27 protein-coding genes are annotated in these 24,674 nt (G+C 66.6%); 21 read left to right on the top strand and 6 right to left on the bottom strand.

The window, feature by feature from the left end:
* Positions 1 to 49: 49 nt before the first annotated feature.
* Positions 50 to 562, bottom strand: coding sequence for a DUF2505 domain-containing protein (locus CSQ99_RS06215; protein ID WP_099038179.1), 513 nt, complete (start codon positions 560 to 562; stop codon positions 50 to 52).
* A gap of 26 nt (positions 563 to 588) precedes the next feature.
* Here CSQ99_RS06215 and CSQ99_RS06210 point away from each other — a divergent pair, with 26 nt between their 5' ends.
* Both CSQ99_RS06210 and CSQ99_RS06205 read left to right on the top strand, forming a co-directional pair.
* Positions 589 to 1,644 (top strand): UDP-N-acetylmuramate dehydrogenase, encoded by a 1,056-nt coding sequence (locus CSQ99_RS06210; protein WP_099038178.1) that lies wholly within the window; start codon positions 589 to 591, stop codon positions 1,642 to 1,644.
* A 15-nt stretch (positions 1,645 to 1,659) separates the two neighbouring features.
* A complete protein-coding gene (locus tag CSQ99_RS06205; RefSeq protein ID WP_099038177.1) occupies positions 1,660 to 2,943 on the top strand; it encodes a L,D-transpeptidase in 1,284 nt (427 codons plus the stop codon).
* 17 nt (positions 2,944 to 2,960) lie between these two features.
* Here CSQ99_RS06205 and CSQ99_RS06200 read toward each other — a convergent pair whose 3' ends face one another.
* On the bottom strand, positions 2,961 to 3,725 hold the full coding sequence (locus CSQ99_RS06200; protein ID WP_099038176.1) for an SDR family oxidoreductase: 765 nt from the start codon (positions 3,723 to 3,725) through the stop codon (positions 2,961 to 2,963).
* Between the two features lie 170 nt (positions 3,726 to 3,895).
* Between CSQ99_RS06200 and CSQ99_RS06195 the strand changes: the two genes are divergently transcribed.
* The 6 genes from CSQ99_RS06195 (at position 3,896) to regX (ending at position 9,806) form a co-directional block, all read left to right on the top strand.
* Positions 3,896 to 5,137, top strand: a complete 1,242-nt coding sequence (locus tag CSQ99_RS06195) for an ROK family transcriptional regulator (RefSeq protein ID WP_099038301.1) — start codon at positions 3,896 to 3,898, stop codon at positions 5,135 to 5,137.
* A gap of 36 nt (positions 5,138 to 5,173) precedes the next feature.
* Complete coding sequence (gene mshA / locus CSQ99_RS06190; RefSeq protein WP_099038175.1) at positions 5,174 to 6,514, top strand: D-inositol-3-phosphate glycosyltransferase; 1,341 nt, start codon at positions 5,174 to 5,176, stop codon at positions 6,512 to 6,514.
* Positions 6,511 to 7,026, top strand: coding sequence for a type III secretion system chaperone family protein (locus CSQ99_RS06185; protein WP_099038174.1), 516 nt, complete (start codon positions 6,511 to 6,513; stop codon positions 7,024 to 7,026). The genes mshA and CSQ99_RS06185 overlap by 4 nt, the downstream gene beginning before the upstream one ends.
* A gap of 10 nt (positions 7,027 to 7,036) precedes the next feature.
* A complete protein-coding gene (locus CSQ99_RS06180) occupies positions 7,037 to 7,783 on the top strand; it encodes a phosphoglyceromutase (RefSeq protein WP_099038173.1) in 747 nt (248 codons plus the stop codon).
* Between the two features lie 141 nt (positions 7,784 to 7,924).
* A complete protein-coding gene (locus CSQ99_RS06175) occupies positions 7,925 to 9,112 on the top strand; it encodes a sensor histidine kinase (RefSeq protein ID WP_099038172.1) in 1,188 nt (395 codons plus the stop codon).
* 7 nt (positions 9,113 to 9,119) lie between these two features.
* Complete coding sequence (gene regX, locus CSQ99_RS06170; RefSeq protein ID WP_099038171.1) at positions 9,120 to 9,806, top strand: two-component sensory transduction protein RegX; 687 nt, start codon at positions 9,120 to 9,122, stop codon at positions 9,804 to 9,806.
* Between the two features lie 54 nt (positions 9,807 to 9,860).
* Here regX and CSQ99_RS31245 read toward each other — a convergent pair whose 3' ends face one another.
* Together CSQ99_RS31245 and CSQ99_RS06160 are read right to left on the bottom strand one after the other, a co-directional pair.
* Entirely contained in the window at positions 9,861 to 10,025 is a 165-nt protein-coding gene (locus tag CSQ99_RS31245) for a YciI family protein (protein WP_245908742.1), read from the bottom strand.
* Positions 10,026 to 10,170: 145 nt separating this feature from the next.
* Positions 10,171 to 10,956: a DUF3109 family protein gene (locus CSQ99_RS06160; protein ID WP_099038300.1), complete on the bottom strand. Its 786-nt coding sequence runs from the start codon at positions 10,954 to 10,956 to the stop codon at positions 10,171 to 10,173.
* A 24-nt stretch (positions 10,957 to 10,980) separates the two neighbouring features.
* On the opposite strand from CSQ99_RS06160, the gene CSQ99_RS06155 reads away from it, so the two are divergent.
* The 9 genes from CSQ99_RS06155 (at position 10,981) to CSQ99_RS06115 (ending at position 18,715) form a co-directional block, all read left to right on the top strand.
* Positions 10,981 to 11,946: a Ppx/GppA family phosphatase gene (locus tag CSQ99_RS06155; protein ID WP_176560895.1), complete on the top strand. Its 966-nt coding sequence runs from the start codon at positions 10,981 to 10,983 to the stop codon at positions 11,944 to 11,946.
* Between the two features lie 55 nt (positions 11,947 to 12,001).
* Positions 12,002 to 13,126 (top strand): midas domain-containing protein, encoded by a 1,125-nt coding sequence (locus tag CSQ99_RS06150; RefSeq protein WP_099038169.1) that lies wholly within the window; start codon positions 12,002 to 12,004, stop codon positions 13,124 to 13,126.
* Between the two features lie 28 nt (positions 13,127 to 13,154).
* Positions 13,155 to 14,000 carry a sugar phosphate isomerase/epimerase family protein gene (locus tag CSQ99_RS06145; RefSeq protein WP_099038168.1) on the top strand — a complete coding sequence of 282 codons (846 nt, stop codon included), beginning with the start codon at positions 13,155 to 13,157 and terminating at the stop codon, positions 13,998 to 14,000.
* 18 nt (positions 14,001 to 14,018) lie between these two features.
* A complete protein-coding gene (locus tag CSQ99_RS06140) occupies positions 14,019 to 14,885 on the top strand; it encodes a thioesterase family protein (protein WP_099038167.1) in 867 nt (288 codons plus the stop codon).
* 55 nt (positions 14,886 to 14,940) lie between these two features.
* On the top strand, positions 14,941 to 15,813 hold the full coding sequence (gene proC, locus CSQ99_RS06135) for a pyrroline-5-carboxylate reductase (RefSeq protein ID WP_176560894.1): 873 nt from the start codon (positions 14,941 to 14,943) through the stop codon (positions 15,811 to 15,813).
* A gap of 139 nt (positions 15,814 to 15,952) precedes the next feature.
* Positions 15,953 to 16,210, top strand: coding sequence for a helix-turn-helix domain-containing protein (locus tag CSQ99_RS06130; protein WP_083124197.1), 258 nt, complete (start codon positions 15,953 to 15,955; stop codon positions 16,208 to 16,210).
* 188 nt (positions 16,211 to 16,398) lie between these two features.
* Positions 16,399 to 16,500 carry a 30S ribosomal protein bS22 gene (locus tag CSQ99_RS06125; RefSeq protein ID WP_003402602.1) on the top strand — a complete coding sequence of 34 codons (102 nt, stop codon included), beginning with the start codon at positions 16,399 to 16,401 and terminating at the stop codon, positions 16,498 to 16,500.
* A 29-nt stretch (positions 16,501 to 16,529) separates the two neighbouring features.
* Positions 16,530 to 17,606, top strand: a complete 1,077-nt coding sequence (locus CSQ99_RS06120; protein ID WP_099038165.1) for an SDR family oxidoreductase — start codon at positions 16,530 to 16,532, stop codon at positions 17,604 to 17,606.
* A gap of 38 nt (positions 17,607 to 17,644) precedes the next feature.
* Positions 17,645 to 18,715: a lysophospholipid acyltransferase family protein gene (locus CSQ99_RS06115; protein WP_099038164.1), complete on the top strand. Its 1,071-nt coding sequence runs from the start codon at positions 17,645 to 17,647 to the stop codon at positions 18,713 to 18,715.
* Positions 18,716 to 18,777: 62 nt separating this feature from the next.
* Here the strand turns inward: CSQ99_RS06115 and CSQ99_RS06110 are convergent, their stop codons facing one another.
* Together CSQ99_RS06110 and CSQ99_RS06105 are read right to left on the bottom strand one after the other, a co-directional pair.
* The gene (locus CSQ99_RS06110; RefSeq protein ID WP_099038163.1) at positions 18,778 to 19,314 is read right to left on the bottom strand and encodes an FAS1-like dehydratase domain-containing protein; all 537 of its coding nucleotides are present in this window, start codon (positions 19,312 to 19,314) and stop codon (positions 18,778 to 18,780) included.
* A 66-nt stretch (positions 19,315 to 19,380) separates the two neighbouring features.
* Positions 19,381 to 20,292 carry an HAD family hydrolase gene (locus CSQ99_RS06105; protein ID WP_176560893.1) on the bottom strand — a complete coding sequence of 304 codons (912 nt, stop codon included), beginning with the start codon at positions 20,290 to 20,292 and terminating at the stop codon, positions 19,381 to 19,383.
* A 38-nt stretch (positions 20,293 to 20,330) separates the two neighbouring features.
* On the opposite strand from CSQ99_RS06105, the gene CSQ99_RS06100 reads away from it, so the two are divergent.
* From CSQ99_RS06100 to CSQ99_RS06085, 4 genes are all read left to right on the top strand, one after another.
* Positions 20,331 to 20,588 (top strand): glutaredoxin family protein, encoded by a 258-nt coding sequence (locus CSQ99_RS06100; protein ID WP_099038162.1) that lies wholly within the window; start codon positions 20,331 to 20,333, stop codon positions 20,586 to 20,588.
* Between the two features lie 65 nt (positions 20,589 to 20,653).
* Positions 20,654 to 21,997, top strand: a complete 1,344-nt coding sequence (locus tag CSQ99_RS06095) for a glutamyl-tRNA reductase (RefSeq protein ID WP_099038161.1) — start codon at positions 20,654 to 20,656, stop codon at positions 21,995 to 21,997.
* 3 nt (positions 21,998 to 22,000) lie between these two features.
* The gene (gene hemC / locus CSQ99_RS06090) at positions 22,001 to 22,933 is read left to right on the top strand and encodes a hydroxymethylbilane synthase (protein WP_099038160.1); all 933 of its coding nucleotides are present in this window, start codon (positions 22,001 to 22,003) and stop codon (positions 22,931 to 22,933) included.
* Positions 22,934 to 22,960: 27 nt separating this feature from the next.
* Positions 22,961 to 24,661, top strand: a complete 1,701-nt coding sequence (locus tag CSQ99_RS06085; RefSeq protein WP_099038159.1) for a bifunctional uroporphyrinogen-III C-methyltransferase/uroporphyrinogen-III synthase — start codon at positions 22,961 to 22,963, stop codon at positions 24,659 to 24,661.
* The last annotated feature ends 13 nt before the right edge of the window (positions 24,662 to 24,674 follow it).

Genomic DNA, 24,674 nt, shown 5'->3' with positions numbered 1-24,674 from the left:
GGTTGGGGCCCGACACCCCGCACCACGCCGCAGGGCAGGGTGATGAGACCTAGGAGTTCTCGGCGATCCACACCGTGGTGAAGCGCTGCTCCTGGATCAACAGGTCGACGAGTTGGCTGCCGATGAAGTTCTCGATCTTGCCGCCGACGAGCGGAATGTTGACCTCCACGGTGGCTTGGAAGTCCAGCCGTGAACCGGTGCCCGGTTTCTCGGGGACGAGCGTTGCGCTGCCGCTGAGATTTGCGGGTGCCCCGTGGATGGTCAGTTTGATGGTCGCCGACGCCTGACCGTCGCGGATCGGCGACCACACTTCTTCGCGAATCATTGCCAGGTCGCCCCGGTGGAACTGCTGAACTACGCCGGGCAGCCGGCTCGCGAGAATCTTCTGGGTCGTCACGATGTCGATCCCACCGTCGTCGCCGAGGACCAGCTTGTCCAGCGAGTAGGCGTCCGCACCGGACTCCGTCAACCGGGCCATCCAGTACCGCTCCTCGCGGAATGCGCGGTGGACCTGTTCGACTGTGCCCTCGTATTCGGTGGCCATGTCGAATGAACGCGGCATAGCTGGCCAGGCTACCGTTACCGCCCGTGGTCAGTTCGCTCATCGGCGGCGCGTCCGTCTCCGAAGCGGTGCCGCTGGCACCGCTGACGACTTTGCGCGTCGGGCCCGTCGCGCGGCGCCTGATCACCTGCGACACCACGCAGAAGGTTGTCGACGTGACGCGCGCGCTCGGTCCCGACAGTGATGCACTGGTACTGGCGGGCGGATCGAACGTCGTGCTGGCCGACGACCTCACTGACCTCACCGTGGTCCTGCTCGCCAACACCGAGATCACCGTCGAGGACAACATCGTGCGCGCGGAGGCAGGCGCGGCGTGGGATGACGTGGTTGTGACATCTTTGGCGCACGGGCTGGGCGGGCTGGAGTGCCTTTCGGGCATCCCGGGTTCCGCCGGTGCGACACCGGTTCAGAATGTCGGCGCGTACGGCGCCGAGGTCGCCGACACCATCCGGCGGGTGCGCCTTCTGGACCGCCGCACCGGCAAGGACCGGTGGGTCCCACCGTCGGCCCTGCGGTTCGGCTACCGCACCAGCACACTCAAACACTCATCGGCGGCGACGGTGCTCGAGGTGGAGTTCGAATTGAACCCCGAAGGACGCAGCGCCCCGGTTCGCTACGGGGAACTGGCTAATGCACTTGGCGCAGAGCCGGATTCGCGGGTTGAGGCGACCCGCGTGCGCGAAGCGGTGCTGGCACTGCGGGCGCGTAAGGGCATGGTCCTCGACGAAGCCGACCACGACACCTGGAGCGTCGGGTCGTTCTTCACCAACCCCGTCGTACCGCCAGCAGTGTTCGAGCAGCTGAAGAGCAGTGTCGAGGCCGACGTGCCCAATTACCCGGCGCCCGACGGGGTCAAATTGGCCGCCGGCTGGCTCGTGGAGCGCGCCGGTTTTCCGAAGGGTTACCCCGGCGACGGCGCCCCGGCGCGGCTTTCGACAAAGCACACGCTGGCTGTGACCAATCGCGCCGGCGCGACCACGGCCGATGTGATTGCGCTGGCCAGGGCGGTGCGCGACGGGGTCAGAACCGCATTTGGGATCGAACTCACGCCCGAGCCGATTCTGATAGGGGTGACTCTCTAGGTACCCTGGATCCACGTGAGCCCAGCCGATCGGATGCCGTCGATAAGTCGTCGGCGCGCCTTGACCGCATTTGCGGTCGGGGTCATCGCGCCGGGCGCTCTGGCCGCCTGTTCGAATCGGTCTGCACCCTCCGCGGGCGAGGCGATCGCGCCGCCCGCACCGTCGTTGAATTTTCAGCCGGCCGACTCCACCGCTGACGTGGTTCCGACGGCGCCCATCGGCGTCGAGGTGAGCGACGGCTGGTTTCAGCGGGTCGCGCTGACGAATCCAGAAGGCAAGGTTGTCGCGGGTGCGCTCAACCGCGATCGCACGGCTTTCAACGTCACCGAACCGCTCGGCTACGGCGTTGAGTACACCTGGTCCGGCTCGGTGGTCGGCCGCGACGGCAATGCGGCCCCGGTCGCAGGCAACTTCTCCACCGTCGACCCCAGCACTCAGGTCAGCGGCCGCTTCCAGCTCGCCGATGGTCAGGTCGTCGGCGTCGCAGCTCCGATCATTCTCCAATTCGATGCATCGATCACCGACAAGGCGTCCGTCGAGAAGGCGGTCAAGGTCACCACCGAGCCGCCGGTCGAAGGCAGCTGGGCATGGCTGCCCGACGAGGTCGGCGGCTCGCGGATGCACTGGCGTACCCGTGACTACTACCCGGCAGGCACGAAGGTGCACGTGGACGCGAGGCTCTACGGCATCCCCTTCGGTGACGGCGCCTTCGGTGCCCAGGATTCGACGCTGACATTCGAGATCGGCCGCCGCCAGCTGGTCATCGCCGAGGCATCGTCGCACCGCATCCAGGTGCTCGACGCCGGCGGTGCGGTGATCATGGACTTCCCGTGCAGCTACGGCGAAGGCGACCTGGACCGCAACGTCACCCGCAGTGGGATCCATGTGGTCACCGAGAAGTACGAAGACTTTTACATGACCAATCCCGCGGCTGGATACGCAAACGTCCGCGAGCGGTTCGCCGTCCGGATCTCCAACAACGGAGAGTTCATCCACGCCAACCCGGCCAGCCTTGGTTCGCAGGGCAACACCAATGTCACCAACGGGTGCATCAACCTGTCCGAATCGGACGCTCAGCAGTACTTCAACAGCGCCATCTACGGCGACCCGGTCGAGGTCACCGGAACGCGGATCCAGCTGTCCTACGCCGACGGCGATATCTGGGACTGGGCTATCCCGTGGGGTGAGTGGACTTCCATGTCCGCGTTGTCGGACGAGGCCTCACCCGCAGGGATTCCCAGCACCGCGCCCGCAACGCCGTCGGGTGCGCCCGAGCCCGCCGGACGCCCTGGCGGCTAGGTCTGGCGGTTGCGCTGCTAGTCCTTCAACCTTCGGTTGAAGCGGGAGCCGCTGGCTCCGGTCACCTGATCGCGGGGCCTGACCACGATCAGGTCCAGGTCGACGTGGGCCGGCCGGCTCGCGACGAATCCGATCACCTCGGCGATGTCCTCCGCCACCAGCGGAGTCACGCCTTCGTAGACCTTGGCGGCGCGCTTCTCATCGCCCTCGAACCGCCGCAGCGAGAAGTCGGTCTTCACCATGCCGGGCGCAACCTCGGTGAGCCGCACCGGTTTCCCCAACAACTCGCTGCGCAATGTGCGGTGCAACACGCCCTGGGCATGCTTGGCCGACGTGTAGCCGCCGCCGTTGTCGTAGATCTCCACGGCCGCGATCGAGGTGACCGTGACGATCAGCCCGTCGCCGGAATCGATCAACTTCGGGAGCAATGCGCGGGTGACCAGGAGCGTGCCGAGCACGTTGGCCTCCCACATCCACCGCCAGTGCTCGATATCGGCCTCTGACACCGGCTCGAGTCCGCGTGCGCCGCCGGCATTGTTCACGAGCACGTCGACCCTGTTCAGGCTGTCGGCCAGGGCTTTGACAGCGTCAGGATCAGTAACGTCGGTCACAATGGCGGTACCACCGATCTCGTCGGCCAAAGCCTGGATCGGCTCGGCGCGCCGCGCTGCGCAAATCACGTGAAATCCAAGGGCTGCAAGGGTTCTCGCGGTCGCCGCACCGATACCGGCGCTGGCGCCGGTGACCACCGCGACCCGCTTTTCGGTCTCTGGTGTCGTCATACGCCCAACTTTAGTTGGCATGCTAAATTCTCGGTGTGTCCAGGAGTCAGGCTGCCCGCATCACGCGGCACTGTTGTCGTTGCGCACTTCGCCGCTCCTGATTCCGCTGTCCTGATGACAGTCGCCGGGTGTGGCACAGACCCCCGGCCGACTTCACAAAGGACAATTCCGTGCGCACTGCCACCCCCACACTTCTCTTGGCACGTCACCACGTCGTCGCACCATCGCTGCGGGTAGCCGAGGCCGCCGCCGGTTCCGTGTTCGGTGCAGCACGACTGCGCGGTCCGATCGCACGTGACACCATCGCCCAGGTCACCGGACTCAGCATTGCAACGGTCAACCGTCAGGTCACCGCGCTGCTCGACGCAGGTGTGCTGCGGGAACGCGCCGATCTTGCGGTCTCCGGGGCCATCGGGCGCCCGCGCGTCCCGGTTGAGATCAACCACGAGCCCTACCTGACCCTTGGCATCCACATCGGTGCCCGCACGACCAGCATCGTGGCCACCGACCTGTTCGGCCGCACGCTCGATGTGGTCGAGACGCCGACGCCGCGGGGACCACAGGCCGCAGCGCTGGCATCGCTGGCGGCCAGCGCCCGCCGTTACCTGAGCCGTTGGCACCGCCGCCGGGCATTGTGGGTGGGTGTCGCCGCAGGCGGTGTCGTCGACAGCGCGCGGGGCTACCTCGATCATCCGAGGCTGGGCTGGTCGGACGCTCCCGTCGGCCCGGCGTTCGCCGAAGCGCTCGGCTTACCGGCGTCGGTGGCCTCCCACGTCGACGCGATGGCCGGTGCGGAACTTCTGCTCGGGGGTCGACGTCTGCTTCCTGCGTCCGCGGGGACAAGCCTCTACGTCTACGCCCGCGAGACCGTCGGCTATGCGCTGTCCATCGGCGGGCGGGTGCATTCGCCCACCAGCGGACCGGGCACCATCGCCGCGCTGCCCGTTGAATCCGAACTGCTGGGCGGCACCGGGCAGCTGGAGTCCACCGTGAGTGACGAGGCCGTGCTGATCGCCGCCCGCAAGGAGCGCATCATCGCCACCGACGGGCCCGCATCGACGATGCCTGCGGTGCTGCGTGCCGCCCGGCAGGGCAATGAGCAGGCGCAGGCCCTGCTCGCCGAGCGGGCCAGAGTGCTCGGCCAGGCCGTCGCCCTGCTGCGCGACCTGCTCAACCCCGACGACCTCGTGGTCGGCGGGCAGGCGTTCACCGAGTACCCCGAGGGCATGGAACTGGTCGAAGCCGCCTACGCGGAACGGTCCGTGATGCCTGCGCGTCAGATCAGGCTGACGGCATTCGGCAATCGGGTGCAAGAGGCCGGTGCGGGCGTGGTGTCGCTCGTCGGGCTCTACGCCGATCCGATCGGCGCGATGAAGCGGACCCTGAACCGGCGACCCGAAGTGAGTGCGTAAGGGGGAGGCTCCCCGCCACGGTGTAGACATGTCTTTGTGCGTCACGCCACGGATCTGACGGGTCTTGCGGTTCCGCGACGAGTAGCCGTGTTGTCGGTGCACACGTCGCCACTGGCGCAGCCGGGCACCGGCGACGCGGGCGGAATGAACGTCTACGTGCTGCAGAGCGCACTCCAGATGGCCCGGCGCGGGGTCGAGGTGGAGATCTTCACCCGGGCCACCTCCTCGGCCGACGCACCCGTCGTGCACGTCGCGCCCGGGGTGCTGGTCCGCAACGTCGTGGCCGGCCCGTTCGAGGGCCTGGACAAGTACGACCTGCCCACCCAGCTGTGCGCGTTCACCGCAGGGGTCCTGCGGGCCGAGGCCACGCATGAGCCCGGGTACTACGACGTCGTGCATTCGCACTACTGGCTGTCGGGTCAGGTGGGCTGGCTGGCGCGGGACCGATGGGCGGTGCCCCTCGTGCACACTGCGCACACCTTGGCCGCGGTGAAGAATGCCGCGTTGGCCGACGGCGACTCACCCGAGCCGCCGCTGCGCGCGGTCGGCGAGCAGCAGGTGGTCGATGAGGCCGACCGTCTGATCGTCAACACCGAAACCGAAGCGCACCAACTTGTTTCGCTGCATCATGCCGATCCGGCGCGCATCGACATCGTCCACCCCGGTGTCGACCTTGAACTGTTCACGCCCGGCGACCGGGCTGCGGCCCGCGCCGCCCTAGGGCTACGCGCCGACGAGCAGGTGCTGGCATTCGTGGGTCGGATCCAGCCACTGAAGGCGCCCGACGTGCTGCTGCGCGCCGCGGCCCGGCTGACCGACCGCTTCGGCAGCTTGCGGGTATTGGTGGCCGGCGGACCGTCCGGCAGTGGGCTGGCCGCACCCGAGGCGCTGATTCAGTTGGCCGAAGAACTGGGTATCACCGCACATGTGACGTTCCTGCCGCCGCAGTCGCGCGATCAACTCGTTGACGTCTATCGGGCCGCGGACCTGGTCGCCGTGCCGAGCTACTCGGAATCCTTCGGACTCGTCGCCATCGAGGCGCAGGCCTGCGGGACCCCGGTGGTGGCCGCCGCGGTCGGCGGGCTGCCGGTCGCGGTGCGCGACGGCGTCACCGGCACGCTGGTCGACGGCCACGACGTGGATGACTGGGCGCAGGCCATCGGCGCACTGCTGGACAAGGTCCGGGCGGCTGGCCCCGACACGATGCGCGCGGCGGCCGTCGAGCACGCCGCCACGTTCTCGTGGGCCCGCACCGTCGACGCGCTGCTCACCAGCTACGGCCGCGCGATCACCGACTACCGGGCGCTCCAGCGCATGGATGTGACGGCGCGGCGCAGTGGGCGGCGCTTCACGATCCGCCGCGGGGTGCGTGCGTGAGCGCTGCCGAAGTCATCGAACAAGCCTGTAAGGAGAACGGTCTCGTCTGCAGCCGCCACGATGGTGTGCGCGGTGGACTGGGTGGCATCATCGTCGAGCTGCCGGGCGAGCGGCGGCTGAAGACCAACACGATCTTGTCCATCGGCGAACACTCGGTCCGTGTCGAGGCATTCGTCTGCCGCAAGCCCGATGAAAACCACGAGGGTGTCTACCGTTTTCTACTGAAACGGAACCGCCGCCTCTACGGTGTCGCCTACACACTCGACAACGTCGGTGACATCTACCTCGTCGGCCGGATGGCATTGGAATCGGTGACCTCCGACGAGATCGACCGCGTCCTCGGCCAGGTACTCGAAGCCGTCGACTCTGACTTCAATACGTTGCTGGAGTTGGGGTTTCGCTCCTCCATTCAGAGAGAGTGGGAGTGGCGGGTATCGCGCGGGGAGTCGCTGAAGAACTTGCAGGCCTTCGCTCACCTGATTGACGAAGACGATGAGTCCTCAGCCGACTAGTCTTTTCGGCATGGGAGATTCCACGCTGATCCTGCTTCGTCACGGCGAGAGCGAATGGAACGCGCTGAACCTGTTCACCGGGTGGGTCGACGTCGACCTCACCGAGAAGGGCAGGGCCGAAGCGGTGCGCGCGGGCCAGCTGATCTCCGAACTCGAGCGTCAACCCGATGTGCTCTACACATCGCTGCTGCGTAGGGCGATCACCACCGCAAACCTGGCGCTGGACGCGGCCGACCGCCACTGGATCCCGGTGCACCGCGACTGGCGGCTCAACGAGCGGCACTACGGCGCCCTGCAGGGCCTGAACAAGGCCGAGACGAAGGAAAAGTACGGCGACGAGCAGTTCATGAAGTGGCGTCGTAGCTACGACACCCCGCCGCCGCCGATCGAGGCGGGCAGCACGTACAGCCAGGACACCGACCCGCGCTATGCCGATATCGGCGGCGGACCGCTGACGGAATGCCTCAAAGACGTTGTGGACCGGTTCGTGCCGTACTTCGAGCAGGCGATCGTTCCTGACCTTGCGGCCGGCAAGACCGTACTGATCGCCGCGCACGGCAACTCGTTGCGCGCGCTGGTGAAGTATTTGGACGGGATGTCGGACGAAGACGTGGTCGGCCTCAACATCCCCACCGGCATTCCGCTTCGCTACGACCTGGACGCCGACCTCAAGCCGAAGGTCGCCGGAGGCACCTACCTGGACCCCGAGGCCGCGGCGGCAGGTGCGGCCGCAGTTGCTGCGCAGGGTGCGAAGTAGCCACCGAAACGGTGCTGTCCGGCGAACGGCGGGTTAACGGGGGAAAGCCGGGGTTCGAATTTCGGCGATTACTTCTGTGACTTGTCCCGTTTTGGCCGCACGCTGCTGGGATGACGTTCACCGGGTGCGTACGATTTTCGCGTGAGTGTGGTAACGGCGACGCTGATTGCCGCCCTCGCCGCACTTCTCACCCTGGTGATCGGTGTGGCGCTCGGGGCGGGGCTGGTGCCTCGCCTGATGGAGCGCAGGCAGCGGCGCGCGACGGCGCAGAACGGCATCACCGTGTCGCAGATGTTGGCCCACGTCGTAGCCCAGTCGCCGGTCGGGATCGTCGTGGTCGACACCTACCGTGACGTCGTCTACACCAACGACCGGGCCCGCGAACTGGGCCTGGTTCGCGACCGACTGCTCGACGACCGCGCCTGGCTTGCGGCAGAACGCACGCTGACCACGGGCGAGGACGGCGAGGTTGATCTTTCGCCGCGCAAGCGCGCCCATCCCGGCCGCTCCGGGCTTTCGGTCCGCGGCCATGTCCGCCTGCTGACCGAGCAGGATCGCCGGTTCGCCGTCGTCTATGTCGACGACCAGTCCGAACACGCCCGGATGGAGGCGACCCGCCGCGACTTCGTCGCCAACGTCAGCCACGAACTCAAAACCCCGGTCGGTGCGGTGGGTGTGCTCGCGGAGGCGGTGCTGGCGTCGGCGGACGACCCCGAGACGGTGCGCCGGTTCGCAGGCAAGATGCTGACCGAATCCAGCCGGCTGGCCAACATGGTCGGCGAATTGATCGAGCTGTCGCGGTTGCAGGGCGCCGAACCGCTGCCCGACCTGGAATCCGTCGACGTCGACACCGTGGTGGCCGAGGCACTGTCGCGCTACAAGGTGGCCGCCGACAACGCCGACATCGCGATCACCACAGACGCACCGACCGGCTTCCGCGTGCTCGGTGACCAGACGTTGTTGGTCACGGCGATCGCCAACCTGGTGTCCAACGCGATCGCCTACTCACCCAACGGGTCCGCGGTGTCGATCAGTAGGCGCCGCCGCGGCGACAACATTGAGATCGCCGTCACCGACCGAGGAATCGGCATCGCCCGCGCAGATCAGGAGAGGGTGTTCGAAAGATTTTTCCGCGTCGACAAGGCGCGGTCCCGGGCCACCGGCGGGACCGGACTCGGGTTGGCGATCGTCAAACACGTCGCCGCCAACCACAACGGATCCATCCGGCTGTGGAGCCAACAAGGAACGGGATCGACTTTCACCCTGTCGATTCCGGCATACCCCCAGGGTGACGATGACCTAGAAGTGCACGTCGAACGAGAGGACTAGCTAGCAGATGACCAGCGTGTTGATCGTGGAGGACGAGGAGTCCTTGGCCGATCCCCTGGCCTTTCTCCTGCGCAAGGAGGGCTTTGAGGCCACCGTGGTGGCCGACGGGCCGTCGGCCCTGGCGGAGTTCGAGCGGTCCGGTGCCGACATCGTCCTGCTGGACCTGATGCTTCCGGGGATGAGCGGCACCGATGTATGCAAGCAATTGCGTTCGCGCTCAAGCGTTCCCGTCATTATGGTGACGGCGCGTGACAGCGAGATCGACAAGGTGGTTGGGCTCGAGCTCGGGGCCGACGACTACGTCACGAAGCCGTACTCGGCCCGGGAACTGATCGCCCGGATCCGCGCGGTTTTGCGTCGCGGCACCGACAACGACGACGCGGGGATCGGCGATGGTGTACTCGAGGCCGGCCCGGTGCGGATGGATGTGGAGCGGCACGTTGTGTCGGTCAACGGAGATCTGATCACCTTGCCGCTCAAGGAGTTCGACCTGCTCGAGTATCTGATGCGCAATAGCGGTCGGGTGCTCACGCGTGGTCAGCTCATCGACCGCGTATGGGGTGCCGACTACGTCGGTGACACGAAAACCCTTGACGTGCATGTGAAGCGGCTGAGGTCGAAGATCGAGTCCGACCCTGCCAACCCGGTGCACCTGGTCACCGTCCGCGGCCTGGGCTACAAACTGGAGGGATAGCGATTTCGGTGCGCAAACATTCGCCGAGCGACTGTTTGCGCACCCAAATCACCGTTAACCCGTGACGCCGTCCATGATCTCGTACACCTCAAAGGTGTTGACACCGGCTGTGACTGACGGGTCCTTCTCGGCGATGGCCAGCACCTCGGCACGGTCGGCGGCGCGCAGCACGCCCATACCCCACGCTCCCTCGGGGTCGGCGACGGGACCGTAGACCACCACTCGGCCGTCGCGCAGCAGTCCCCAGCTTCGCGGGGGCCCAGCTGCCAGTACTCCTGGTGGGCGGCCATCGCCTGCTGTTCGGCGGGCGTCATGGTCTGAGCGAAGTCCGCCCGCGGGGGCGTCAGGCGGAAGAAGAACAGGCTCATTCGGCGGCGCGCGTCGCGGGGTGAACTGCGATCAAACCTAACCCACTGCGTCGCTTACACATTGCGGCGAGCTCGGCGTAGGCCTTGTCGCCAAGCAATTCGGTGAGCTCGGGGGCGTAGGACTCCCACACCTGCTTCTTGCCGACGTGTGCATTCGGATCGCCCGTGCAGTACCAGTGCAGATCCTCGCCGCCCTCGCCCCAGCCCCGGCGGTCGTACTCGGTGATCCACGTCTTGAGCACCTCGGTGCCGTCCGGTCGTTCCACCCATTCCTGGGTGCGGCGGATCGGCAGCTGCCAGCAGACCTCGGGCTTGAGCGTCAACGGCTCGACGCCGATCTTGAGAGCCTTGCTGTGCAGGGCGCATCCGATGCCCCCTGGGAAGCCGGGACGGTTCAGAAAAATACAGGCGCCCTTGTACTTTCGGGTGCGCATGTTGGGCTTGTCGTCATACTCGTCCATCTCGAGGTAGCCCTTTTTGCCGAGTCCCTTGTCCCGGAACTGCCAATCCTCATCGGTCAGCAGTTTGACGGCCTCATCGAGCTGGGCGATGTCGTTCTTGTCGGACATGAACGCGCCGTGCGAGCAGCATCCGTCGTCGGGTCTGTTTTCCACCGTGCCCTGACAGGCGGGCGTGCCGAACACGCACGTCCACCGTGACAGCAGCCACGTCATGTCCGCCGCGATCAAGTGCTCAGGGTTGTCGGGGTCATAAAACTCAACCCACTCACGGGCAAAGTCGAGTTCAACCTCACCGGGATGCGATGCGCTCACAGTATTCAACGGTAAACCCACTACGTTGTATGTGTGCGATTAGGCGTGCTGGATGTCGGCAGCAATACCGTCCATCTCCTGGTGGTGGACGCGCGTCGTGGTGGCCATCCGACGCCGATGAGTTCCACCAAGGCCTCGTTGCGCCTCGCCGAAGCCATCGACGGCAACGGCAAGCTCACCCGCAAGGGCGCCGACAAATTGATCGACACCCTCGACGAGTTCTCCAAGATCGCCGCGAGTTCGGGCTGCGCCGAGTTGATGGCGTTCGCGACCTCCGCAGTGCGCGACGCCAAGAACTCCGAAGAATTGCTCGCCAGGGTGCACGCCGAGACCGGGGTGGCACTGCAGGTGCTCAGCGGGGTCGACGAATCAAGGCTGACGTTCCTCGCGGTGCGTCGCTGGTACGGCTGGAGCGCCGGCCGCATCATCAACATCGACATCGGCGGCGGCTCCCTGGAGTTGTCGAACGGTGTCGACGAGGAGCCCGAGGTGGCGCTCTCGCTGCCGTTCGGCGCGGGCAGGCTGACCCGCGAGTGGCTGCCCGACGATCCGCCCGGTCGTCGCCGCGTCGCCATGCTGCGCGACTGGTTGGCGACCGAGCTGGCCGACGCGGGCGCCGAGATGCTCAAGGCCGGAAACCCAGACCTGGCGGTGGCGACGTCCAAGACCTTCCGTTCGCTGGCGCGGCTGACCGGCGCCGCCCCCTCCGGGGCAGGTCCGAGGGTCAAGCGGACGCTCACAGCCACCGGCTTAAGGCAGCTCATAGCATTCATCTCTAGGATGACCGCGGCTGACCGTGCGGAGTTGGAAGGGGTGAGTGCCGAGCGGGCGCCGCAGATCGTGGCCGGCGCCTTGGTAGCTGAGGCGAGCATGAAGGCCCTTGATGTCGAAAGCGTAGATATCTGTCCCTGGGCATTGCGGGAAGGGCTGATTCTGCGGAAACTCGACAGCGAGGCTGATGGCACAGCCTTGGTGGAGACATCCGTACAGCGACGCTGACCAGCAAGGCAGAAGCTCACACGGCGCCGAACCAAGGGCCCAGAGGCGAGAGACGATGACAGGACCAGAAGACAGCCAGAGCACGCGACCGATCTCGGTCGCGGAGTTGCTGGCGCGTAATGGCACCATCGGTGCCCCTCCGCACGGTGGTCGACGCAGGCGCCGTCGCGGTGACACCGACTCGATCTCCGTCGCCGAGCTGACCGGCGAGATCCCGATCGTGACCGATCACGGCGTGGCCGATCAGGCCGTCGCCGACGAGGTTGTCGAGGAGCCGGAAACCCAGCCCGCCGAGGCCCTCGCCGACGCCGAGCCCGACCAGCTGAACAGTGCCGCGACCAGCAATGGTGCGGTCGAACACGAGGAGACCGAAACCGAATCGGTCGACGAGGTCGCCGACGAGGACGTCGACGCCGACGAGGTCGCCGACGAGGACGAGGTCGCCGACGCGCACGAGGACGTCGACGCGCACGAGGACGTCGACGAGTCGGATGACGACTACGCAGGCGCAGTTTCCGACTACGCCGCCCATATCGAACAGCGGCAGGCCGACGTCGACATGGACTTCTTCGCGCCGCCACGTCGGTCGAGCTACGCCTCGCCGCGATTCGACGCGCTCGGCGGAGACGCCGAGGAGATGAGCCCCGACCCGGATCCGGTCGAGGACGACACCGCCCTCGACTGGTCGGCGTCCGATGCCGCGGAGATCGACGATGAGGTCGTCGCCTTGGCCACGGTCGGCGACGTCGACGATGACGCCAAGGATCCCGACCGCACCCGTCCTTATCTACGCACCACCTCGGGCACGCTGTTCGGCGGTCAAACCGTCGCCGACGACATGGCCCGCGGCGGCACATCGCCGGCCCCGGCGGACAGCGGAATCGCCGATGCCGCCGAAACGACACAGCCGAAAGCCATGTCGTCGTTCATGCACGGCGTATGGATCGTCGGGCAGTGCGTCCTGGCGGTCGCCTTCGGCGCCGGTTTGTTCGTCGCTTTCGACCAGCTGTGGAAGTGGAACAACATCGTCGCGCTGGTGCTGTCCGTCTTGGTGATTCTCGGCCTGGTGGTAGGGGTGCGGGTCGTGCGCAAGACCGAGGACATCGGCAGCACGCTGATCGCCGTCGCGGTGGGAGCGCTGGTCACGTTGGGCCCGCTGGCGCTGCTGCAATCGGGTTGACGGCGACTACTGCCGCCGAATAGACAACGTGCGCCCCGCAATCAAGGTCGGTCTTTCGACGGCCTCGGTATACCCGCTGAGGACCGAGGCCGCCTTCGAGTACGCCGCGACGCTCGGCTACGACGGTGTCGAGCTGATGGTGTGGGCCGAGACGGTCTCCCAGGACATCGATGCCATCGCCGAGCTGTCCGAGCGGTACGAGATGCCCGTGCTTTCGGTGCATGCACCCTGTCTGCTGATCTCGCAGCGGGTGTGGGGCGCAAATCCGATTCCGAAATTGGAGCGCAGCGTACGGGCCGCCGAGCAGCTCGGCGCTCAGACCGTGGTGGTCCATCCGCCGTTCCGGTGGCAGCGCAGATATGCCGAAGGATTCAGCGACCAGGTTGCCGAACTCGAGGCGTCCAGCGATGTGCTGGTGGCAGTGGAGAACATGTTTCCATTCCGGGCCGACCGGTTCTTCGGTGCGGGCCAGACGTCGATCGAGCGCATGCGCAAGCGCGGGGGTAAGCCGGGACCGGGTATCTCAGCGTTCGCGCCGTCCTACGACCCGCTGGACGGCAACCACGCGCACTACACGCTTGACCTGTCCCACACCGCGACCGCGGGCACCGACGCCCTCGACATGGCGCACAGGATGGGCGAGGGCCTGGTGCACCTGCATCTGTGCGACGGCAGCGGCGCGTCGGCGGACGAACATCTGGTGCCTGGCCGCGGCACCCAGCCGACCGTCGAGGTCTGCGAAATGCTGGCGGCGAGCAACTTCTCCGGTCATGTGATCCTCGAGGTGACGACGTCGGGGGCGCGGTCGGCCGGTGAGCGTGAGGCGCTGCTGGCCGAGTCGCTGCAGTTCGCCCGCGCAAATCTGTTGCGCTGACCCGAGGTTAGGAAGCCCATGCCGAGCTCGACCCTGTTCACCGACGCCATGATGCTCAACAGTGCCGGCGACGGCGTGTATGACGGTGAGCTGAACGAACATTGGACGATCGGCGAGAAGGTGCACGGCGGGGCGATGCTGGCGCTGTGCGCGAACGCCGCGCGTACGGAGCATGCCGTGGGGGCACCTCCCACGCGCTGGGCCCACGCGCGTAGCGCAGGGGACGTAGGGGGAGACGTGCAGCCGATCGCGATCTCGGGGAACTTCCTGTGGGCGCCCGATCCCGGCCCGATGCGGGTGCACACTTCCGTACTCAAGCGCGGCCGTCGCGTCAGCCTGATCGACGTCGAGCTGAGACAGCGGGACCGGGTTGCCGTGCGCGCATCGGTCACGCTCGGCGAGCCCGAACACCACGTACCGCCGCTGTTGTCGGTCAACCCCGTGATCCCGCTGATGCAGCCGGAACCGCCGCCCGGGCTCGAGCCGATCGGGCCGGGCCATCGGATGGCCGACATCGTCCATCTGGCGCACGGCTGCGACATCCGACCGTCGCTGACCACCATGGAACCGCGGTCCGACGGCGGCCCGCCGGTCATCGAGTACTGGGTGCGACCGAAGGGCGTCGCTCCCGACGTGCTTTTCGCCCTGCTGTGCGGCGATGTGTCGGCTCCGGTCACGTTCGGGGTCAATCGGTTCGGCTGGGCGCCCACCGTGCAACTCACGGCCTATCTGCGGGCTTTGCCCGCCGACGGCTGGCTGCGGGTGCTGTGTACGACGGTGCAGATCGGCCAGGACTGGTTCGACGAGGACCACATCGTCGTCGACTGTGAGGGCCACATCGTGGTGCAGAGCCGCCAGCTGGCGATGGTGCCGCCGACGCAGTAGGGCCGAAGGCGGGCGATGACACCGGCCCCCCGCCGCGTCTGCAATGCTTTCCCGCATGGCCAGAATCGGGATTATCGGCGGCGGAAGTATGGGTGAGGCGCTGCTGTCGGGCATGCTGCGCGCCGGTCGGCAGGTCAAGGACCTGGTGGTCGCAGAGAAGGACCCGGGCCGCGCGAAGTACCTATCCGAGAAGTATTCGGTGTTGGTCACGACGGTGGGCGACGCGGTCGACACCGCGACGTACGTCATTGTGGCGGTGAAGCCGTTCGACGTCGAGGGACTGGTCGCTGAGATCGCCGAGGCTGCAGCCAGGGCCGAAACCGATACCGCCGAAAAGGTTTTCGTGACCGTTGCGGCCGGCGTCACGGCAGCGTTCTACGAGAACAAGTTGCCTGCGGGGTCACCTGTCGTGCGGGTCATGCCCAACGCCCCGGTCGTCGTCGGCGGAGGGGTGAGTGCGCTGGCGCCGGGCCGCTTCGCGACCGCCGAGCACCTCAAAGAGGTGTCGGTGATCTTCGACGCGGTCGGCGGTGTCCTGACCGTGCCCGAGTCCCAGCTCGACGCCGTCACCGCCGTGTCCGGGTCGGGCCCGGCCTACTTCTTCCTGATGGTCGAAGCCTTGGTGGACGCAGGTGTGGCGGCGGGTCTGCCCCGGTCGGTCGCGACCGATCTTGTCGTGCAAACAATGGCGGGTTCGGCCGCGATGCTGCTGGAGCGCCTCGATGAGGCCCAGCCATCCGGGGATGTGGCGCTGGGGACAGCGATCGACACCACGGCCGCGCAGCTGCGCGCGACAGTTACCTCGCCCGGGGGTACCACCGCCGCTGGTCTGCGAGAACTCGAAAAGGGCGGTTTGCGGGCCGCCGTCGCATCGGCGGTGGAGGCCGCAAAAACACGGTCTGAGCAGCTAGGAATTACATCTCAGTAATTCAATCAATTCAAATTGATTAGCCCACACCCGTCGCAGTAACCCCATCCGCCACGCTATTCTCCTCGTGTAAGCACGGGTTGGTGCCAGCGGTGGGGAAGCTGCTGGAACTGCTCGTGCCTGAACTGAATGGGTTGCGATGACGTCTATGAACGGGCCATCGGGTCGTGATTCGGCGAGCGGCAAGCGAGACAGCAGCGCGTCCGACGGCCAGCCGCCTCGTGCTCAATTTCTCACCGTCGCGGAAGTGGCGAGTCTGATGCGTGTCAGCAAGATGACCGTATATCGATTGGTACACAACGGAGAGTTGCCCGCCGTGCGTGTCGGCCGCTCATTCCGTGTGCACGCCAAGGCCGTGCACGACATGCTCGAAAGCTCGTACTTCGACGCAGGCTGATTGGTCGGCTCACGTCACCCTGCGGCGCCTGACCACCGAGCCCGATGTCGCCGGCCTTCCGGCTGCGTCACGCGCTTTTCGTTTACCTGGGCCTCCCAGGTAAGGTGGCTGGTCGAGTCACGTGCGCGGAGTGCACAGGCAGGGCGTGCTGCACAGAAGTGCATATATACATCTAGGTAGCGGAGTTCATGGGTTCAGTCATTAAGAAGCGGCGTAAGCGCATGTCGAAGAAGAAGCATCGCAAGCTGCTTCGTCGCACCAGGGTTCAGCGCAGAAAACTCGGCAAGTAGTCCTGTCGTTTGGTCGCTAGGCTGACCGGATGGATTCTGAGGGTCGTTCACCAGACGACACCGTCCATTACCCCAAGGTTGTGCTGGTCACCGGCGCATGCCGATTTCTCGGCGGGTATCTGACGGCTCGGCTGGCTCAGAACCCGTTGATCAATCACGTCATCGCCGTCGACGCGATCGCGCCGAGCAAGGACATGCTGCGCCGGATGGGCCGCGCCGAATTCGTTCGCGCAGATATCCGCAACCCCTTCATCGCGAAGGTCATCCGCAACGGGGACGTCGACACTGTCGTGCACGCCGCCGCGGCGTCCTGCGCGCCGCGTGCCGGGGGGAAGGCTGCGCTCAAGGAACTCAACGTGATGGGTGCGATCCAGCTGTTCGCCGCTTGCCAGAAGGCGCCGACGGTACGCCGGGTGATCGTGAAGTCGACGTCGGAGATCTACGGTTCCCACCCGCACGATCCCGTCCTGTTCACCGAGGACAGCAGCGCACGGCGGCCGCCGGGCGATGGCTTCGCCCGCGACAGCATCGATATCGAGGGTTACGCGCGCGGGCTTGGTCGCCGCCGTCCCGACATCACGGTCACCGTGCTGCGTCTGGCCAACATGATCGGACCCGCGATGGACACCGCGCTCTCGCGGTATCTCGCGGGGCCGGTGGTGCCCACGGTCTTCGGTCACGACGCCCGACTGCAGCTGTTGCACGAACAGGACGCCCTCGGCGCGTTGGAGCGCGCGACGATGGCAGGCAAGTCGGGCGCGTTCAACGTCGGCGCTGCGGGAATCATGATGATGAGCCAGGCCATCCGCCGTTCGGGCCGGGTGCCGCTGCCGGTGCCGCGATCGGCGCTCTCGGCGGTGGATTCGCTATGGCGCGCGACTCGCTACACTGAGGTCGATCGAGAACAGCTCGACTACTTGAGTTACGGCCGGGTCATGGATACGACACGTATGCGTAATGACCTTGGCTACAGCCCGAAGTGGACAACGGTGGAAGCCTTCGACGACTACGTCCGGGGTCGCGGGTTGACTCCGATCATTGACCCAAAATGGGTACGCTCAGTGGAGAGCCGTGCCGTGTCCGCGGCGCAGCGGTGGGGAAGATAGCAGCAACAGTTCGTATCGGGTGGGGAGAAGGTATCAAGGTGGCGGGCGAGTCAAAGGCTAAAGTCATTCCGCTGCACTCAAATTCGGGCCGATCGGCGGCCCAGCGGCGGGCCGCTGCGGCGCGGGCGGACAGTTCGCGTCGACATCCTTCCCTGCAGTCCGACGGCGGCACCCACGCATCTGCCGAGCAGATCGCTGCTGTCGTTCGCGAGATCGACCAGGTCCGCGGCGCTGCGCTAGGCGCCGCCGGCGCCGACGAGACACCGACCGAACTCGCCATGCGCATCGGCGCAGGCGCTGAATTCATTCGCAAGCGGATGATGGGCGACTACACCGTCGACGAGTTCGGGTTCGACTCCCACCTCAACGACGCAATCTTCTTGCCTTTGCTGCGAGTGTTTTTCAAGTCGTGGTTCCGGGTTGAGGTCAGCGGCATCGAGAACTTGCCCGAGACCGGTGCCGCCTTGGTGGTCGCCAACCATGCCGGGGTGTTGCCCTTCGACGGACTGATGACGTCGGTGGCGGTTCACGACAACCACCCGACCAATCGCGACCTACGGCTGCTCGCCGCCGACATGGTGTTCGACATGCCCGTGCTGGGCCAGGCCGCGCGCAAGGCCGGTCACACCATGGCCTGCACGTCCGACGCGCACCGGCTGTTGGCCGCCGGTGAGCTGACCGCCGTTTTCCCCGAGGGCTACAAGGGACTCGGCAAGCACTTCAAGGACCGCTACAAGCTGCAGCGGTTCGGGCGCGGTGGGTTCGTCGCGGCGGCGCTGCGGACCAAGGCGCCGATCGTGCCGTGCTCGATCGTCGGCTCCGAAGAGATTTACCCGATGATCGCCGACATCAAGCTGTTGGCCCGCCTGCTCGGGCTGCCGTATTTCCCCGTCACCCCGCTGTTCCCGTTGGCCGGACCTGTCGGGTTGGTGCCGTTGCCCTCGAAGTGGCACATCCAGTTCGGCGAACCGATTTACACGGCTGATTACGACGAAGCAGCGGCCGACGATCCGATGATCACCTTCGAGCTGACCGACCAGGTGCGCGAGACCATCCAGCAGACGCTCTACCAGTTGTTGGCCAACCGGCGAAATCCGTTCTTCGGATAGCGATTTCGGCGCGACCTGGGCCCACGCGATGGGCCCCCACGAAGTTGGGGACCGGGGAAAGCCTAGCTGTTCTTATTGCTTTGCCCAGCGATCATTTTGGCGATGGCCGCGTCGCGCGCGGCGGCGATCTGTGCGGTGACTTCATCGGCCTCATCCTGCTCGGCCTCGCCGAGGATGGTCACGATGCTGGTGAGCACGGGGTTGCCCTCGTCGTCGGTGACCTCGCCGCGGATCTCGGTGAGAATGGCGCCGTGCGACTCGATGACCGAATCAAGGTATGAGTCGAACCACAGTTTGTCGCCGGAGATGATCGGCTTGTGGAAGATCAGCTTCTGGTCGCGGTGCAGTACCCGCTCCATGTTGACCGGCACGTCGAACTGATTGAAGATCTCGTTCTGCACCCGCCGCCCCGCCACCGCGACGAACGTCAGTGACGCGACGAGGTCGTCGTGGCCGCATTCTTTTGCGGCGTCCTCGGTGAAGTGCGCCGGATGCTCGTCCTTGACGGCCCGCGCGAACTCACGGATCTTCTCCCGGCCGACTTCGAAGTAGTCGGGGTACCGGTAGTGGGTTCCGATGATCTCTTCAGCGATAGCCATAGCGTTCTCTTCATCTCGTGATCTGCGGGCGCGAGCCTATCAGCGCTGGTATGCGCACCGTGATTCTCAACGGCCGTCCTGGCGCCGCGACACGATTGCCGCCAACGCGCCGCCGGCGGCGCCCAACGCCAGAGCTGACGGCACGCCGATCCGCGCGGCCTTGCGTGCGGTGCGGAAATCACGAATCTCCCACCCGCGCTCTCGTGCGAGATCACGCAGGTCGGCGTCCGGATTGATCGCTACGGCCGTGCCGACCAGCGACAGCATCGGCACGTCGTTGAAGCTGTCCGAGTATGCCGTGCACCGCCGCAGGTTGAGGCCTTCGCGGATGGCCAGCGCCCGCACCGCATGCGCTTTGCCCGCGCCGTGCAGGATGTCGCCGACGAGCCGGCCGGTGAACACGCCGTCGACCGACTCGGCGACGGTGCCGAGCGCGCCGGTCAGTCCCAGTCGTTTGGCAATGGTGGCTGCCAGCTCATAGGGCGTAGCGGTGACCAGCCACACCTGTTGGCCGGCATCGAGGTGCATCTGCGTCAACGTGCGGGTACCCGGCCAGATCTTGTCGGCGATGATCTGGTCGTAGATCTCCTCGCCCAGGGCCATCAATTCCGCGGTCGACCGCCCCTCGATGAACGCGAGCGCTTTGCGCTTTCCCTCGGCCACGTCATCGCTGTTTTCGCGACCGAGAAGCTGAAACTTGGCCTGCGCGTAGGCGAATCGGCCGAGATCGCCGTACGTGAAGTACTTGCGGGAGGCCAGTCCGCGGGCGAAGTGCACCAGCGACGACCCATGCACGAGTGTGTTGTCGACGTCGAAGAAGGCCGCCGCGGTCAGATCGGGTGGCGGGGCGCCTGCTGCGCTGGGCTCGCCCAGGTCGAAGACTGCCGCACCCGCGCTGGCCTCACCCGCAAGCTGCTGATCATCGGCGTCTGCACCCAGGGACGGCTCCGCAGGCTCGATGACGTCGGAATCGGACACGAATTCAGCCTAAGTCACCGTGCGGAGATACTTGCGTGATGGATAGGCAGGTGGAATTGCTCACACGTGCGGGCTGCACGATCTGCACCGGGGCCGCCACGCGGCTTGCCGAACTCGCCGACGAGCTGGGCTTCGCGCTGACGATCACCGATGTCGACGCCGCCGCGGCCACCGGTGACCCGGTGCTGCGGGCGGAGTTCGGCGATCGGCTGCCGGTGGTGCTGCTCGATGGGGCGGAGCACAGCTACTGGGAAGTCGATGAGCCCAGGTTGCGGGCTGATCTGAGGGATCGATAAAGAGTTGAGCAAATTTGGTAGGCCAGCTGGTCAACGGCTACCTTGGATGACGTGGTGATGAAGCCGTGAGCGTGCTGCTTTTCGGAGTTTCGCACCGCAGCGCGCCGGTGTCAGTCCTGGAGCAGTTGAGCACCGACGAGGCCGAACAGGCCAAGATCGTCGAGAAGGTCCTGCAGTCGTCGCTGGTGACCGAGGCCATGGTGCTGTCCACCTGCAACCGCGTCGAGGTCTACGCAGTCGTCGAGGCCTTCCACGGCGGGCTCTCGGTGATCGGGCAGGTGCTCTCGGAGCACTCCGGTATGGGCCTGGGCGATCTCACCAAATACGCCTACGTGCGCTATGCAGAGGCGGCCGTCGAGCACCTGTTTGCGGTGGCCAGCGGGCTGGATTCCGCGGTGATCGGCGAGCAGCAGGTGCTCGGGCAGGTGCGTCGTGCGTACGCGACCGCCGAGGCGAACCACACCGTCGGCCGCACGCTGCACGAACTCTCCCAGCGCGCCCTCTCGGTCGGCAAACGGGTGCATTCCGAGACCGGTATCGACTCCGCGGGCGCGTCGGTGGTGTCGGTGGCACTCGACATGGCCGAAGCCAAGCTCGGCTCGTTGGCAGGCCGCAGCGCGGTCGTCATCGGTGCGGGCTCAATGGGCTCGCTGGCGGCTAAATACCTGGTCAGATCGGGTGTTGAGCGCATCCATATCGTGAACAGGTCGCTGCCGCGTGCGAAGCGGCTCGCCGAGAAGGTCCGCGAGCTCGGCGTCACGGCCGACGCGTTCCCGCTCGACCATCTGACTCCTACGCTGACCGACGCCGACGTCGTCGTGAGCTGTACCGGTGCCGTTCGTCCGGTGGTGTCGCTGGCTGACGTGCATCGGGGGCTGGCGCACGGCCAGACAACCAAGCAGCAGGTCATCTGCGACCTCGGCATGCCCCGCAACGTCGATCCTGCCGTCGCTGGCCTGCCAGACGTCTACGTGGTCGATATGGACCGCATCCAGCGCGAGCCGTCGGCGCGGGCCGCTGCGTCCGACACCGAGGCCGCCCGCACCATCGTCGCCGCGGAGGTGGCCAACTACCTGTCCGGACAGCGGATGGCCGAGGTCACCCCCACCGTCACCGCGCTGCGACAACGGGCTGCCGACGTGGTCGAGGCCGAGCTGCTGCGGCTGGACAACCGGCTGCCAGGCCTGGAGGCAGCCCATCGTGACGAGGTCGCCAAGACCGTGCGACGGGTGGTCGACAAGCTGCTGCACGCCCCGACAGTGCGGGTCAAGCAGCTGGCCAGCGCGCCGGGCGGCGACAGCTACGCCGAGGCGCTGCGTGAGCTCTTCGAGCTCGACCAGCAGGCCGTCGATGCCGTGGCAGCGAGCGAATTACCTTTATTGACAACCGATCTCGACAAGGCCGAGTAGAGCTTGACCGTAATCCGGATAGGCACCCGGGGCAGCCTGTTGGCGACCACCCAGGCCGGCCTCATCAAAGACGCGCTCGAGGCAAGAGGTCACGCCGCAGAGTTGGTCATCATCTCGACCGAGGGTGATCGTTCCGACGCCCCGGTCGCCGATATCGGCATCGGCGTGTTCACCGCCGCCCTGCGGGAGGCCATCCACGACGGTCGGGTGGACATGGCGGTGCACTCCTACAAGGATTTGCCGACCGCACCCGATGATCGATTCACGATCGCTGCGATACCCCCGCGAGGGGACGCGCGCGACGCTCTGGTGGCCCGCGACGGCCTGGTGCTGGGGGAGTTGCCTGCCGGGTCGGTCATCGGCACCTCGAGCCCGCGACGGGCCGCGCAGCTTAGAGCATTGGGTCTCGGTTTGGAAATTCGCCCCCTACGAGGCAACCTTGACACCAGGTTGAACAGGGTAAGCAATGGTGATCTCGACGGCGTCGTCGTCGCCCGTGCGGGTCTGGCCCGTATCGGACGATTGGCCGATGTCACCGAGACTCTGGAGCCGGTGCAGATGCTGCCAGCACCGGCGCAAGGTGCGCTTGCGGTCGAGTGCCGCGCCAGCGACACCGGGCTCGCCGCGCTGCTGTCGGAGTTGGACGACGCCGACACTCGCGTCGCAGTCACCGCCGAGCGGGCCCTGCTCGCCGCACTGGAGGCGGGTTGTTCCGCACCGGTGGGCGCGATCGCCGACGTGGTCGAGTCCATCGATGAGGACGGCCGTGTCTTCGAAGAGGTGTCGTTGCGCGGATGCGTGGCGACGCTGGACGGATCCGACGTGATCCGTGCGTCCGGAGTCGGGATGACCGATCGGGCACGAGAGCTAGGGCTCTCGGTGGCCGAGGAGTTGTTCGAACTCGGGGCGCGCGAGCTCATGGCGGAAACGCAATGAGCATGAAGACATAGAGGTGAGTGATAGATGACAGCCCAAGGGAGCGGGCGAGGGCGCAAGCCGAAGCCGGGCCGCATCACGTTCGTCGGTTCGGGTCCTGGTGACCCCGGCCTGCTGACGACGCGGGCCCGCACCGTGCTAGGCAACGCCGCCCTGGTGTTCACCGACCCCGACGTGCCCGAAGCGGTACTCGCGCTTGCGGGTTCCGATCTGCCGGCGCCGTCGGGGCCCGAACCTGCCGAGCCGCCGCAAGCCAACACGGACGCCGATGGAACCGATGCCGACGCGGGTGCGAGCCCGTCCGCGCCCATCGTCCCCAACTTGCGTGGGGGCCCAGGCGGTCCCGACATCCGGCCCGCGCTGGGTGATCCGACCGAGGTCGCCAAGACGCTGGCGGCCGAGGCCCGCACCGGTGCCGATGTGGTGCGCCTCGTGGCCGGCGATCCACTTTCGGTGGATTCAGTCATCACCGAGGTGACGGCGCTGGCGAAGACGCACCTGGATTTCGAGATCGTGCCGGGACTGCCCGACACCACGGCGGTGCCCACGTATGCGGGCCTGCCGCTGGGGTCGGCGCACACCGTGGCCGACGTCCGTGGCGATGTCGACTGGGAGTCGCTGGCCGCGGCACCGGGTCCGCTGATCCTGCATGCCACCGCATCTCATCTGCCCGACGCGGCGCGCACGCTGATCGAGTACGGGCTGGCCGACAACACCCAGACCGTGGTGACCGCGAACGGCACCACGTGCCAACAGCGTTCGATCGAGACGACGCTCGCCGGGCTGCTGGACAAGGCCACCCTGCTCGGTTCGGAACCGGCAGGAACTGTGGCCGGACCCCTGGTGGTCACCATCGGAAAGACCGTCGCCAACCGCGCCAAGCTGAACTGGTGGGAGAGTCGCGCGCTGTACGGGTGGACCGTGCTGGTGCCGCGCACCAAGGACCAGGCCGGCGAGATGAGCGAAAAGCTGGTGTCCCACGGCGCATTGCCGATCGAGGTGCCGACCATCGCCGTCGAGCCGCCGCGCAGCCCCGCGCAGATGGAGCGTGCGGTCAAGGGTCTCGTCGACGGCCGGTTCCAGTGGGTCGTGTTCACCTCCACCAACGCGGTGCGTGCGGTGTGGGAGAAGTTCAACGAGTTCGGCCTTGACGCCCGCGCGTTCTCCGGAGTGAAGATCGCCTGCGTCGGTCAGGCCACCGCGGATCGGGTGCGTGCCTTCGGTATCAACCCCGAACTGGTGCCGGCTGGCGAGCAGTCCTCGATCGGCCTGCTCGACGAGTTCCCACCGTATGACGACGTTTTCGACCCGGTGAACAGGGTGCTGCTGCCGCGCGCTGACATCGCGACCGAGACCTTGGCCGAGGGGCTGCGTGAACGCGGCTGGGAGATCGAGGATGTCACCGCGTACCGCACGGTGCGTGCGGCACCGCCGCCGGCGCAGACGCGCGAGATGATCAAGACCGGTGGCTTCGACGCGGTGTGCTTCACCTCGAGCTCGACAGTGCGCAATCTCGTCGGCATCGCGGGTAAGCCGCATGCGCGCACTATTGTGGCGTGCATCGGTCCCAAGACCGCAGAAACCGCAGCGGAATTCGGGCTGCGCGTCGACGTGCAGCCGGAGGTCGCCGCAGTCGGTCCACTGGTCGAGGCGCTCGCCGAGCACGCCGCCCGGTTGCGCGCCGAAGGTGCGTTGCCGCCGCCGCGTAAGAAGAGTCGTCGCCGCTAGCCGCGAACGTCAT

This window comes from Mycobacterium neglectum, assembly GCF_002591975.1.
GTDB lineage: Bacteria > Actinomycetota > Actinomycetes > Mycobacteriales > Mycobacteriaceae > Mycobacterium > Mycobacterium neglectum.
The sequence above is the reverse complement of the archived record's forward strand: the minus strand, read 5'-3'. Positions and strand labels throughout refer to the sequence as shown.